This window comes from Lacrimispora sp. (assembly GCF_032078915.1).
Taxonomy (GTDB): Bacteria; Bacillota; Clostridia; order Lachnospirales; family Lachnospiraceae; genus Lacrimispora.
In genome coordinates this window covers 41,147-53,721 of sequence record NZ_DAMAUN010000038.1, presented here as the reverse complement: position 1 = coordinate 53,721, position 12,575 = coordinate 41,147, and the positions used below count along the sequence as shown (strand labels likewise).

Sequence of the window (12,575 nt, the reverse complement as noted above, 5' to 3'; positions counted from 1 at the left end):
GGAAGCCATTGATTATGTGATCGGCAGAGGACTTCTCTCCGGCATCTCGGAAACTGCCTTTGCACCTGACACCGCTATGACACGGGGAATGCTGGTAACGGCTCTCGGCAGACTGGCAGGCGTGGATGTGAAAGCATACACTACAAACAGCTTTACCGATGTGAAAGCCGACAGTGCCATCCGTCCTTATATCGAATGGGCATACGAACAAGGTATCATTCAGGGTATTGGCAGCCAGCAGTTTGCACCTGACCGGGGAATCACCCGTGAAGAAATCGCGGTCATCTTCGCAAACTATGCAAAATCTACCGGCAGCAAGCTGCCTGTGACCCGTGAGGCCACTACCTATGCGGACGCTTCCAGTATCGGCAGCACCTGCAAAACAGCAGTAACGGCTATGCAGCAGGCGGGCATTATGATGGGCGGCAGCGGAAATAAATTCAATCCCAAGGCCAGCGCCACCCGCGCCGAGTTTTCCGCCATGCTCCACCGTTATATCAAGCTGACAATTGATCCTGCCACAGCACAGGGTTGGGCGAAAAACGACGCCGGACAGTGGCTCTACTACAAGGACAGCAAGGCTCTTACCGGCTGGCAGGATATGGGCGCGAACGGCGGCAACAAGCGCTATTACTTCGACACCTACGGTAATATGGTATCTGGCAAGTGGTTTCACATCGACGGCAAGTGGTATTACTTCTATGCTGACGGTTCTCTTGCAGTGAATACCAAGATCGACGAGTATGAGGCGGATGAAAACGGCGCGAGAAAGGAATAGGAAATCCCTATTATAAATAGCAGCCATGTGAAAAGCGGTCGGTTTTCACATGGCTGCTCCAAGTGGGTGCCGAAAGCGGGATCCCCTGATTGTATCATGAAATAGGGAGGTTATGCCGCAGTTCGTACATTTCAAGGGACCATATCCAAAGGAGTGCAGGATTCAATCACGCCAGCGGTTGAAGGAAAGATATATTTTGCGTTCGCCTGCTATGCAGAGTGATAGCAGTTGTGATATAATTTTTCCAAATAACCTTAAACAGGAGGCCTTTTCCAATGAAAATCACCTATATCCATCACAGCGCATTTCTGGCGGAGCTTGAGACAGTAACTCTGCTGTTCGATTATACAGAGGGTTCTCTGCCAATAATCAATGATAAGAAACCTCTGCTTGTTTTTGCAAGTCACCGACACGGGGATCATTATTCTGAAAAAATTCTGGAGCTTATAAAGGAGCATGAGAAGACCAGGTACATTCTCTCCGATGATATCCCAAAGAGCCGCCTGCCCAAAGAACTTCTCGATGAGGTGGTCTTTATGAAGCCCGGGGAAAGGATCTGTTTTTCTAATTCAGAAGGAAATCTCACAGGACCCATCCCTGCAGAAGAAAGGGCAGATGCAGAGGTTCTGACCCTCCGTTCCACCGATGAAGGCGTTGCGTTTCTTGTGAAAGCGGAAGGAAAGGTCATTTACCATGCCGGAGATCTAAACAACTGGAGATGGGAAGGGGAACCGGACAGCTGGAATGACCGGATGGCAAAGCAGTATTCCGGGGAAGTGGATAAGCTGTCAGAGATGCACATAGATGCAGCGTTTCTCCCGCTTGATCCCAGACAGGAGAAGGCCTTTTCTCTCGGCTTTGACGAATTCATGAGAAAGACCCGGGTAATCCATGCATTTCCCATGCACTTCTGGGGAGATTTTTCTGTGATCGGCAGGTTAAAGGACATGGATATTTCCGCGCCTTACCGTGACCGTATCGTGGAGATCCATGAAGACGGGGAATGCTTTGAAATTAGGTAGGAGACAGGTTTTTATGGAAAACGAGAAGGAACAGCCAGGGGAGCTGACCCCTGAGGCGCAGAGGGAGATTTTAGAGGCCGCCATGCAGGCAGGGCATATTTTACTGGAAAACGGGGCGGAGATCTTCCGGGTAGAGGAGACCATGGACCGGATCTGCTGTCACTATGGAATCCGGTCCGGGAATTCCTTTGTTCTTAGCAATGGAATTTTTACGACCTCAGGCAATGAAAGAGAGGAAATATTTGCAAAGGTCCAGCATATTCCGGTGAGCGGAACCCATTTGGACCAAGTTGCGGCGGTAAACCAGCTATCCAGGGAAATTGAGACAGGCTTATTAAGTCCTGGTGATGTGAGGCACCGGCTGGACCAGATTCGGGTCATGCCGGGAAAACCAAGAACCATGCAGATCCTTGCCTCCGGCATTGGAAGCGCCTGCTTTTGTTATTTGTTTGGAGGAACCCTAAGAGACAGCTTATCTGCCTTTGGCTCCGGGATTCTTCTATATGTATATGTGATTTTTCTAAGCAGCCCCCATCTCTCAAAGATCGTAGGAAATATCGGGGGAGGAGCCCTGGTCACTTTTTTGTGTACAGTTCTATATCTGCTTCGTTTAGGAGAGAATTTGAATTTTATGATCATGGGTTCCATCATGCCCTTGATTCCAGGAGTTGCCTTTACCAATGCCATACGGGATATTGCAGATGGAGATTATATCTCGGGTTCCGTCCGGATGATTGATGCACTGCTGGTATTTTTCTGCATAGCTATGGGTGTTGGTCTGGTTTTCAGCCTGTTCCACCGGCTGACGGGAGGTGTGTTTCTATGAGTGTGTTTATGGAAACCGCCGCTGCGGTTGTTGGTACGGTTGCCTTTTCCCTTTTGTTTGGGGTTCCCGCCAGGTTTTATCCATACTGTGGGCTGATCGGAGGAGCAGGCTGGCTGGTCTATGGGGGGCTCATGAATGGGATGACGGCTCCGTCGGCCGCTTTGGCGGCCACCATTGTGGTGATTTTTCTTTCCAGGACTTTTGCTGTAAGAGAACGGTGTCCTGTCACTATATTTTTAATATCCGGTATTTTTCCCCTGGTGCCTGGGGCGGGAATATACTGGACGGCTTATTATATTGTGACGGATGAACTGGCGCTGGCTGTTCGGACCGGTTTTCTTGCATGTAAGGTGGCGGTTGCCATTGTACTTGGCATTGTATTTGTTTTTGAGCTGCCCCAGAAATTTTTTACATTTGCTGCAAAGAAGCAGGAGGAAGTGGACGATAGATAAGAGAGAAAGGTAGGAATAGAAGATGATTTGGATTAAAAATGCTCATGTAGTGGACCCTGGGAATCAGGTGGAAGGAACTATGGATATCTGCATTGCAGATGGGAAGATCGCCGGTATGGGAGAACAGCTTAAGATGGATGCCCTTCCCGTTTCAAAGGAGGATGTAGTAATCGATGCTTCCGGTTTTATCGTTGCCCCTGGGTTTGTGGATGTCCATGTTCATTTCCGGGATCCTGGTCTTACTTATAAGGAGGATATACAGACCGGAGCCAGAGCTGCGGCAAAAGGTGGGTTTACAGCGGTTGTTTGTATGGCAAATACAAGGCCTCCCGTGGATAATGTGGAAACCCTTCAGTATGTGATGAGGGAAGGGAAGAAAACAGGCATCCATGTGCTGCAGGCTGCAGCCGTATCAAAGGGACTTCTTGGCAGGGAACTGACGGATATGGAGGAATTAAAAAACCAGGGGGCGGTGGGATTTACCGATGACGGGATTCCCCTCCTTGATGAGAAGCTGGTAAAGGAAGCGATGGAACGTGCGGTAAAGCTTAATGTTCCATTGAGCTTTCACGAGGAAGACCCTGCTTTTATCGCAAACAATGGCATCAACCATGGCAAAGTATCCGAGCAGCTTGGAATCTTTGGTTCCCCGGCTTTGGCAGAGGACTGTCTGGTTGCCCGGGACTGTATGATTGCCCTTCACACCGGCGCGGCGGTAGATATCCAGCATATCAGCTCCGCCGCATCCGTTAAGATGGTAAAGCTTGCAAAGGAGCTGGGGGCTCATGTGTATGCGGAGGTAACGCCCCATCATTTTACTCTGACAGAGGAAGCGGTATTAAAGCATGGGACTCTGGCAAAAATGAATCCTCCCCTTCGGACGGAAGAGGATCGTAAAGCCATAATTCAGGGACTAAAGGACGGAAGTATCGATATCATTGCCACGGATCACGCTCCTCACAGTGCCGAGGAAAAGTCAAAGGAACTGACTGAGGCCCCAAGCGGGATCATCGGGCTTGAAACCGCGCTGGGACTTGGTGTGACAAACTTAGTCCGTCCCGGACATCTGACCATGATGGAGCTGATGGAAAAGATGAGTTTAAATCCTTCGAAGCTGTACCGGCTGGATTTTGGCTGCATAAAGGAGGAATGTGCTGCGGATCTGGTGATTTTTGACCCCAATGAAGAATGGACAGTAGGAGAATATGCCTCCAAGTCCTCCAATTCCCCGTTTACAGGAGAAAGATTGTTTGGAAAGGTGAAATATACCATCTGCGGCGGTCGGATCGTTTATCAGGATGAAAAAGACTGATTGATGTGAAAGGAGCCAAAAGGGAGTGATAACATGGAGATAAAGGCACAGGATCCGCCGTCTGCAGCGGCTCCCAAAGGCGAACCTGCGGCCGTGGACATTCAGCGGGCCGTTATGGAAGCTGATATAAAGGGAAGGATCGAGGCCAGTGAGCGGTTTATGGAAGAACTGAGCCGGAGTGAAGAGGAAAACCGTGAAAAAAGGAGTGAGGAAGGAGGGGAAGACAGGAGGGAAACAAGATCTGCCCGGGATACCGCCGCCCTGTCTGATGAAAGCGCCTATTATAAGCTAAGCACTGATGAGCTTTCTGATCTTGATAAAATGTGGGGAAAGGAAGAGGCTGATTTGGCATGGGAGGATATTCTGTCGTGGAGTCCGTCTGCCTTAAAGCCCTTCCCTGAGGAACTGGAGTATCTTGCCTTGATTTATAAGGATCTGCTGCAGGCAATCCTTGAGAACACGACTGCAGGAGTGCAGGAGGATCAGCTTGCTGCACTGGAAATCGTATTATCGGATATCCTTATGAAGGTGCTTGAGTCACGCATGGGGGAAGTGAAAATCCTCTTTGGGAGTTTCGGGTCCCAAAGCTCCATGGCGGCCTTAAAGGCTGCGCTTTACCGCAGCGTCACAGGAAATACGCTAAGCAGCGGAGAGCTGGAACGGATTTTTGAGGAGCAGGAGAATGCCGGAGATACGGTTAAATTAAATTCGGGCAGCATTAGAATCCCGGTAAATGAATCCGGAAATGAATCAGAGCAGGGAATGATCTATCAGCCTGCCGGGGAGGGACGGATAAAGAATGATCCCAGGTATGCCTGGCGGATGCGAAGGGAGGTTCCGCTGTCCGCCCTGGAAGGAAGCGGCTTTTCGGGGAGTAAGACATATGGTGCCAAGGCCTCCATTTCCTCCATGGGGAGAAATATGGTTTATACTCCTTCGGATCTTGAATCGGCGGAGGCTTTTGCCGGGTACATAAACCACAGGGGAAATTTGTTAAGGGGCTCCGGGCTTTCAGGAGGAAGCAAGGAGCTTTATGGGTTTCTGGCCGCGCTGATGGCGATTAAATCACAAACCTTTGGAACTTATTCCGGAATCAACAAAGGACTGGCGGCTGATCTGCGGGAGGCGGTTGACCGAATGATCGATTACTACATACAGGAAGCATTTAAGCAGTCGGAGGGCGCCGTGAAAAGGCTGGGGGGCAGGAACATACCCTTTCAGCCCAGAGCTGCTTATAAAATCTATTATTATATGATGAACCTTTATCAGACCACCAGAGATCTGCGGGAGACCGCAAATAAGGGGATAAAACATGCCTATCAGCAGTTTTTAAAGGATAAGGAATGTCCGGAAGGCAAGGATGATTCCGGATCCTTTTTTACAAAGGACAAAAAGGATCCAAGGGAGGACTGGAAAGAGGGTAAGAAAATAGTAGAACGGGACTGGAAGGAATTTCTGTCCTTTATGGGAAGAGAGGATTTAGGCGGGATTCCCTTAGGAATCCTGGAATTAAGTCCCTGGGGAATGCTTGCGGAGCCGGAGCTGTCTTCCAGAGGAAGGGGAGGTACCAAAAGTCCTGTCTTCCTGGCGGGAGCTGCGATTGCAATTCTCATCCTGGTTTTATTTCTGTTCTTTCTTTGAAACTGATTTATAATTGCAAATTTCTTCTTTACAGAAGCACTTTACTGTGCTACCATGGTAACACATGAAAAGCAAGAGGAGGATGCAATTATGAAAAAAGGAATTTTAATAGCAGCAGTGTTAGGAGCGGCGGTCCTGCTTGGGGGCTGTTCCGGGCAAAAGAGCGGAGTTACGGCTTCTGCGTCTTCCGATACCACTGCAGCAACAGCAAAAGAGACTGGAAAAGAAACAGAATCAGGCACTGATACATTTACCGTTGGATTTGACCAGGATTTCCCGCCCATGGGTTTTGTCGGAGACAACGGAGAATATACCGGTTTTGACTTAGAACTGGCACAGGAGGTGGCAAACCGCCTTGGCAGGAAATATGTTCCCCAGCCCATTGCCTGGGATGCCAAGGACATGGAGCTGGAAGCAGGAAATATTGACTGCATCTGGAATGGCTTTACCATTACAGGCCGTGAAGACGGCTATACCTGGACAAAGCCCTATATGGAAAACAGTCAGGTGTTTGTAGTGGGAAAGGACTCCGGCATTAAGACCTTAGCTGACTTATCAGGAAAGATCATTGAGGTTCAGGCGGATTCCTCCGCGGAAAAGGCACTGCAGGCGGATGGAAAGCTGGCCGAAACCTTTGGAACCCTTCAGACAACGCCGGATTACAACACCGCATTTATGGACCTGGAGATGGGAGCCGTAGATGCCATTGCAATGGATGTGATTGTGGCAGGATACCAGATCGAGCAGAGGAAGGCGGATTTTATTATACTGGATGAGGCCCTTGCTGCTGAAGAATACGGCGTTGGATTTAAGAAAGGCAATGACGCCTTACGGGATCAGGTCCAGGAACAGTTAGAGGCCATGGCAGCTGACGGAACTCTTGAAACGATCTCAGAAAAATGGTTTGGCAAGGATGTAACCACAGTTAAATAATCAGATACTTTGTAAAATGCCAGGAAGTATTTGGCCCTTACTGCATTAGCCGGATGTAGAATGCAAGCATTCCTGCACCTGGCTCATTGCCTGCAGAAATAAAGATTTTATAATGGGTTCCGGTTCCACAGCCATGGGCCGGACCCTATTTTTTAGAACATGGAGGAGAAATCATGGCTTTAACGAAGATATTCTTACAATTGGCAGGGGGAATGTGGGTCAGCATCCAGATATTTGTAGTGACGCTGGTCTTTTCTCTGCCCCTGGGACTTTTGGTATCCTTTGGAAGGATGTCTAAAAACCCTGTCATACAGGCCATTGTTAAATTCTATATTTCAGTCATGAGGGGAACTCCATTGATGCTGCAGCTGATGGTGGTGTATTTCGGACCCTACTATTTATTCGGCATAAAGGTTGGGAACGGGTACCGTCTCTGGGCCGCATTTATTGGCTTTGTCATCAACTACGCAGCGTATTTTGCGGAAATATACCGGAGCGGGATCCAATCCATGCCGGTAGGGCAGTATGAAGCGGCAAAGCTTTTAGGCTATACAAAGACCCAGACCTTTTTCCGTATTATCTTTCCCCAGGTGGTGAAGCGGATCCTGCCGTCTGTGACCAATGAGGTCATTACCCTGGTCAAAGACACCTCTCTGGCTTTTTCCATCAGCGTATTAGAGATGTTTGCAACTGCGAAGGCCCTGGCCTCGTCCCAGACAAGCCTTATTCCTTTTGTGGCAGCAGGCCTGTTTTATTATATCTTTAACCTTATCGTGGCAATCGGGATGGAATACATAGAAAAGCGGATGAACTATTATCAATAGGAGGAAGAAAAGATGTACTTACTGGAAATGAACCATGTAAAAAAAGCGTTTGATGGCCAGGGCGTGCTTCGGGATATTTCCCTGTCGGTAAAGGAAGGCGAGATCGTTTCCATCATCGGTCCATCCGGTTCGGGAAAATCCACCCTGCTTCGGTGCGCTACCATGCTGGAAGAGATGGATGGGGGAGAACTTAATTATCTGGGAGAAAAGGCCGCATGGAACGGGCCAGATGGAAAGGCCATCTATGCCAAAGGGGAAAGACGAAAGGAAATACAGAAGAATTACGGCCTGGTATTCCAGAACTTTCACTTATTTCCCCATATGACGGTTTTAAAAAACATTACCGATGCGCCGGTTCATGTACAGAAACGGGATAAGGAAGAGGTTTTTTCCGAGGCTATGAAGCTTCTTAAGAAGATGGGACTGGAGGATAAGGCAGAAGCATATCCCTGCCAGCTTTCCGGAGGGCAGTGCCAGCGGGTAGCCATAGCAAGGGCACTGGCCCTAAATCCCAGGATCCTGTTTTTTGATGAACCGACTTCCGCTCTGGATCCGGAGCTTACGGGAGAGGTATTAAAGGTCATTAAATCCCTTGCGGATATGCATATCACCATGGTCATTGTGACTCATGAGATGGCCTTTGCCAGGGATATCTCAGACAGGATCATCTTTATGGCTGACGGCGTGATCGTAGAGGAGGGAACTCCGGAAGAGGTATTTTCCTCCAGCAATGTGCGGACCCAGAGCTTTCTTGGAAGGTATGGCGAAGGGTGAAGAAAAGCAGTATTCAACGATAGAATTTGGAAAAATCAAGAAATAAATATTTTTATTAAGCCCCTGAAACCCTTTGCTTATGCATGTTTCAGGGGTATTACTTTGACTGCATTGTAAACCGGCTGGCAGGTAATTGCTGCAAAGAGTTTTACTTTGAGCCCAGGGCCAGGCACCCGTTGGAATGTGCAATGTACAAAACGGATAGCAGTGGAGCGCACATACCAGCTGAAATTTAAACCGGTGACAAAAGAACAAGACAAGTACTATAATATCGAAATCTGGCTGGGCGAGTATTTTTTCTATTTGCATGATAAATTTTATTGTGCTAATATAACATTACTTTTATATCATTTTTTCAATATAATAAGCCACAAGCATAAAAACTTGTGGTTTTAGCCTTTGCCTATTACTTATAACATTTACGAATCAGATTAATTCGATAAAATTTAGTATGAGGAGGAACGATATGCAGTTTCAGCATCAATCAGCCTTTAAAGAGTTAGAAGATAATATTATTGAAGTTATAAAGGAAGAACAGATTAAAATCGGTTATAGAAGTGAAACCATAAGATTATATTATCCAATAGAATCAATTTGTAATCTATTAGGCGAATCTTACACTGTTATAGAATTACGTAAAGTATTAGACCAGTTTTGTGAATTTGTGAAGGAACGGTTAGGAATTGTAGAGTACTCCAATTTAGAGACAAGGTTTTGCTTTATTATTCCCCCGGAAGGAGTTGACTACGTTCATGAAGACATTGGGGAAAATTATTTTTTAAAAGATTTTATTGAAAAAATCAGTGCACATGATTGCTCGCTGGATGAACTGTTGAAAATATTTCATAAGTATTCCAACAAGGTTGTCTGTGAAAAAATGAACAATGGTGAATTTGATTATTTAATATACTTTAAAGATGGTATACCGGACGCTTACCGGTATTGTGTAAAGTTTGAGGGTTGTCATATTATCTATCATAGATTCACTGAAGCAGATTATGAGAGTTTTGGATTTTAGATTGATACTTAATTAGGCTGCATTTAGATAGCTCGTTTGTGTTAATTCCAGCAGATTGTATTTATATAAATAAGTGACTGAGAAGAGGTAGGGATGCCATATCCCTACCTCTTATAATATGGGGCCTGATCCTGTTGAATCCGCGAAGTGTGTGAAATAGAAAAAAGTGATTTTAATGGCAAACGAGAGCAATAGACTTGTACATACGATTAGAAATCCTCCGTGATACATTAAAGTAGTTGTGTAACTATAAAGGTGCAGAAATGACATAGGGACATATCATGCCAGATGAGGTACACATACTGCTAAGTATTCCGCCCCTAAATTACCAATTTTAGGAAATTTGTTAAATAATTAAGGAAAAAGATAAAGAATTTTCACAATCGGATGATATACTAAATGTGGAATCATAGGTGATTTAGGAAAGAAAGAAGAGGATGCTTATGAAAAAAACATGGATTATGGCAGTCGCTGTTTGTGCGGCAGTTTTATTTACGGCCTGTGGAAAATCTACAAAGAATACAGAAAGTGTGGCAAATACGGTAACGGAAAGTACGGCCCCCAGCTCTGAGAGTGCGGGAGAGGTAAGCCAGGAAGCGCCGGGCAATGGGGCAGAATTTAAGATATTGGCCGGCACGGTCAAAAAGGTTGGGGACAACTTAGAAAGCATGACCGTGGTAAACGACGGCAAGGAAATGTCCTTTGACTTAAGCGGTACGGTGGTGGAGACCTCCTACGCGCTGGAGCCGGAGGTGTCAGTTTCCGTTATCTATAAAGGGGAAATTTCCGGTTCGGATGCCTCGAATGCCAAGCCTGTCCTGGTATTGGACGGGCAGGAGAACATGAAGGTGCAGGAAGTGACCGGAAGCGTTATGGACCAGGCCATGAGCACCTTTACCATTAAGACGGAATCCGGCGAAGAGATAGGTTTTATCAAGGACAACTGCGAGGGTCTGGACACGGATGTGCTCGGGACCGCCACTGATGACAGCAATGGAAGCGGGGCCATGATAAAGGTGACCTATGTGACCGTTGACTATGACGCAGGAAGCAAATCCAACTTTCCCTTAAGGGTGGAAGCCGCAAAGTAAAATGATTAAAATCCCGAATATGCAGGCATAATTTATTCCATGGAGACAAGCATTTCATAAGCCGGAGGCGTAATGAACTTCTTTTTCCAAGATAAAAAGCTTGCAAATTCGGGATTTTCATGTACAATAATAGAGATGACAGAAGAAGGGGCCAATGGACCCCTATTTTGATGATTTTGGCTAGCGAACGATAACCAGATTGCAGAAAGGGAATTTAAGATGATCAGTGCACATAACGTAACATTAAGACTCGGGAAAAAAGCATTGTTTGAAGAGGTGAACATTAAGTTTACTGAAGGCAACTGCTACGGGATGATTGGCGCCAATGGCGCGGGAAAGTCCACTTTCCTTAAAATTCTTTCCGGTGAGTTGGAGCCGACTAACGGCGATATCGTCATAACGCCGGGACAGAGACTTTCCTTCTTAAAACAGGACCACTTTAAATATGATGGCTTCCAGGTGCTTGACACCGTTATTATGGGAAATACCAGGCTTTATGAGATCATGAAAGAAAAAGATGCCATCTACATGAAAGAAGATTTCAGCGATGAAGACGGTATTAGGGCAGCGGACTTAGAAGGTGAATTCGCTACCATGAACGGCTGGGAGGCAGAATCCGATGCGGCGAACCTCTTAAACGGCCTGGGAATCGATACAGATCTTCACTACAGATATATGAGCGAATTAAATGGTGCTGAAAAGGTTAAGGTGCTTCTTGCCCAGGCTCTGTTCGGAAACCCGGACATCCTGCTTCTTGACGAGCCTACCAACCATTTGGATCTGGATGCCATTGCATGGCTTGAAGAATTCCTTATTAACTTTGAAAATACGGTAATCGTGGTTTCCCATGACCGTTACTTCTTAAATAAAGTCTGCACCCATATCGCAGATATTGATTACAGTAAAATCCAGCTTTATGCAGGTAACTACGACTTCTGGTATGAGTCCAGCCAGCTGATGGTAAAGCAGATGAAGGAAGCCAACCGGAAAAAGGAAGAAAAGATCAAGGAGCTGCAGGAATTTATCCAGCGTTTCTCCGCCAATGCTTCCAAATCCAAGCAGGCGACTTCCAGAAAGCGTGCGTTGGAGAAAATCGAACTGGATGACATCAAACCATCCAGCCGGAAATATCCATACATTGATTTCCGCCCGGCCCGTGAAATCGGCAATGAGGTTTTAAGTGTTAATAATTTATCAAAGACCATTGACGGAGTAAAGATTTTAGACAATATCTCCTTTACCTTAACCCGTGAGGATAAGGTGGCTCTGGTGGGACCCAATGAGATGGCAAAGACCATTCTCTTCAAGATACTTGCAGGGGAAATGGAGCCTGATGAGGGCGATTACAAATGGGGCCTTACCACCAGCCAGTGCTATTTCCCTAAGGACAACACAGCGGAGTTTGCTAACGATGACACTATCGTTGACTGGCTGACTCAGTATTCTCCGGAAAAGGAAGCCACTTATGTGCGCGGATTCCTTGGCCGTATGCTGTTTGCCGGAGAAGATGGCGTAAAAAAGGTACGGGTTTTGTCCGGTGGAGAAAAGGTGCGCTGCATGCTTTCCAAGCTGATGATTTCCGGCGCTAACGTGCTGTTGCTTGACGAGCCTACGGACCATTTGGATATGGAGTCTATCACGGCACTCAATAATGGTCTGGTAAAATTCCAGGGAGTTCTGATTTTTTCCTCCCGTGACCACCAGATCGTTGAGACAACGGCTAACCGTATTATGGAGATCGTAAACGGACAGCTGATCGATAAGATCACCACTTATGACGAGTATCTGGCAAGTGATGAAATGGCTCGTAAGAGACAGGTATTTACCTTATCAGAAGAACAAGTCGAGGAAAACGAATAATAAATATTCAGGCAGACGCCGCAGTTCTGGCAAAAGGAGTATCA

The 12,575-nt window shown here is 46.7% G+C and carries 12 protein-coding genes; all 12 read left to right on the top strand.

Annotation, left to right across the window (positions count from 1 at the left end; translation table 11 throughout):
• Positions 1-778: S-layer homology domain-containing protein (locus RT269_RS15765; RefSeq protein ID WP_313183944.1), on the top strand; the 778-nt coding region annotated here is incomplete at its 5' end.
• Between the two features lie 275 nt (positions 779-1,053).
• Positions 1,054-1,800, top strand: a complete 747-nt coding sequence (locus RT269_RS15760; protein ID WP_313183942.1) for an MBL fold metallo-hydrolase — start codon at positions 1,054-1,056, stop codon at positions 1,798-1,800.
• 13 nt (positions 1,801-1,813) lie between these two features.
• The gene (locus RT269_RS15755; RefSeq protein WP_313183941.1) at positions 1,814-2,626 is read left to right on the top strand and encodes a threonine/serine ThrE exporter family protein; all 813 of its coding nucleotides are present in this window, start codon (positions 1,814-1,816) and stop codon (positions 2,624-2,626) included.
• Positions 2,623-3,078: a threonine/serine exporter family protein gene (locus RT269_RS15750; RefSeq protein WP_313183939.1), complete on the top strand. Its 456-nt coding sequence runs from the start codon at positions 2,623-2,625 to the stop codon at positions 3,076-3,078. The genes RT269_RS15755 and RT269_RS15750 overlap by 4 nt, the downstream gene beginning before the upstream one ends.
• A gap of 22 nt (positions 3,079-3,100) precedes the next feature.
• Positions 3,101-4,390 carry a dihydroorotase gene (locus RT269_RS15745; RefSeq protein ID WP_313183937.1) on the top strand — a complete coding sequence of 430 codons (1,290 nt, stop codon included), beginning with the start codon at positions 3,101-3,103 and terminating at the stop codon, positions 4,388-4,390.
• Between the two features lie 33 nt (positions 4,391-4,423).
• Positions 4,424-6,031 carry a hypothetical protein gene (locus RT269_RS15740; protein WP_313183936.1) on the top strand — a complete coding sequence of 536 codons (1,608 nt, stop codon included), beginning with the start codon at positions 4,424-4,426 and terminating at the stop codon, positions 6,029-6,031.
• A gap of 90 nt (positions 6,032-6,121) precedes the next feature.
• Complete coding sequence (locus RT269_RS15735; RefSeq protein ID WP_313183934.1) at positions 6,122-6,964, top strand: amino acid ABC transporter substrate-binding protein; 843 nt, start codon at positions 6,122-6,124, stop codon at positions 6,962-6,964.
• A 173-nt stretch (positions 6,965-7,137) separates the two neighbouring features.
• Positions 7,138-7,788 carry an amino acid ABC transporter permease gene (locus tag RT269_RS15730; RefSeq protein ID WP_313183932.1) on the top strand — a complete coding sequence of 217 codons (651 nt, stop codon included), beginning with the start codon at positions 7,138-7,140 and terminating at the stop codon, positions 7,786-7,788.
• A 12-nt stretch (positions 7,789-7,800) separates the two neighbouring features.
• Positions 7,801-8,562 carry an amino acid ABC transporter ATP-binding protein gene (locus RT269_RS15725; RefSeq protein WP_313183931.1) on the top strand — a complete coding sequence of 254 codons (762 nt, stop codon included), beginning with the start codon at positions 7,801-7,803 and terminating at the stop codon, positions 8,560-8,562.
• A 466-nt stretch (positions 8,563-9,028) separates the two neighbouring features.
• Complete coding sequence (locus tag RT269_RS15720; protein WP_313183929.1) at positions 9,029-9,580, top strand: DUF3877 family protein; 552 nt, start codon at positions 9,029-9,031, stop codon at positions 9,578-9,580.
• A gap of 443 nt (positions 9,581-10,023) precedes the next feature.
• Complete coding sequence (locus tag RT269_RS15715) at positions 10,024-10,671, top strand: hypothetical protein (RefSeq protein ID WP_313183927.1); 648 nt, start codon at positions 10,024-10,026, stop codon at positions 10,669-10,671.
• A gap of 219 nt (positions 10,672-10,890) precedes the next feature.
• Positions 10,891-12,531 (top strand): ABC-F family ATP-binding cassette domain-containing protein, encoded by a 1,641-nt coding sequence (locus RT269_RS15710; protein WP_313183925.1) that lies wholly within the window; start codon positions 10,891-10,893, stop codon positions 12,529-12,531.
• Positions 12,532-12,575: the final 44 nt, after the last annotated feature.

Excerpts from the sequence above, each read along its gene's own strand:
- RT269_RS15760 (WP_313183942.1), top strand. The coding sequence starts at position 1,054 with ATGAAAATCACCTATATCCATCACAGCGCATTTCTGGCGGAGCTTGAG.
- RT269_RS15755 (WP_313183941.1), top strand. The coding sequence starts at position 1,814 with ATGGAAAACGAGAAGGAACAGCCAGGGGAGCTGACCCCTGAGGCGCAG.
- RT269_RS15750 (WP_313183939.1), top strand. The coding sequence starts at position 2,623 with ATGAGTGTGTTTATGGAAACCGCCGCTGCGGTTGTTGGTACGGTTGCC.
- RT269_RS15745 (WP_313183937.1), top strand. The coding sequence starts at position 3,101 with ATGATTTGGATTAAAAATGCTCATGTAGTGGACCCTGGGAATCAGGTG.
- RT269_RS15740 (WP_313183936.1), top strand. The coding sequence starts at position 4,424 with ATGGAGATAAAGGCACAGGATCCGCCGTCTGCAGCGGCTCCCAAAGGC.
- RT269_RS15735 (WP_313183934.1), top strand. The coding sequence starts at position 6,122 with ATGAAAAAAGGAATTTTAATAGCAGCAGTGTTAGGAGCGGCGGTCCTG.
- RT269_RS15730 (WP_313183932.1), top strand. The coding sequence starts at position 7,138 with ATGGCTTTAACGAAGATATTCTTACAATTGGCAGGGGGAATGTGGGTC.
- RT269_RS15725 (WP_313183931.1), top strand. The coding sequence starts at position 7,801 with ATGTACTTACTGGAAATGAACCATGTAAAAAAAGCGTTTGATGGCCAG.
- RT269_RS15720 (WP_313183929.1), top strand. The coding sequence starts at position 9,029 with ATGCAGTTTCAGCATCAATCAGCCTTTAAAGAGTTAGAAGATAATATT.
- RT269_RS15715 (WP_313183927.1), top strand. The coding sequence starts at position 10,024 with ATGAAAAAAACATGGATTATGGCAGTCGCTGTTTGTGCGGCAGTTTTA.
- RT269_RS15710 (WP_313183925.1), top strand. The coding sequence starts at position 10,891 with ATGATCAGTGCACATAACGTAACATTAAGACTCGGGAAAAAAGCATTG.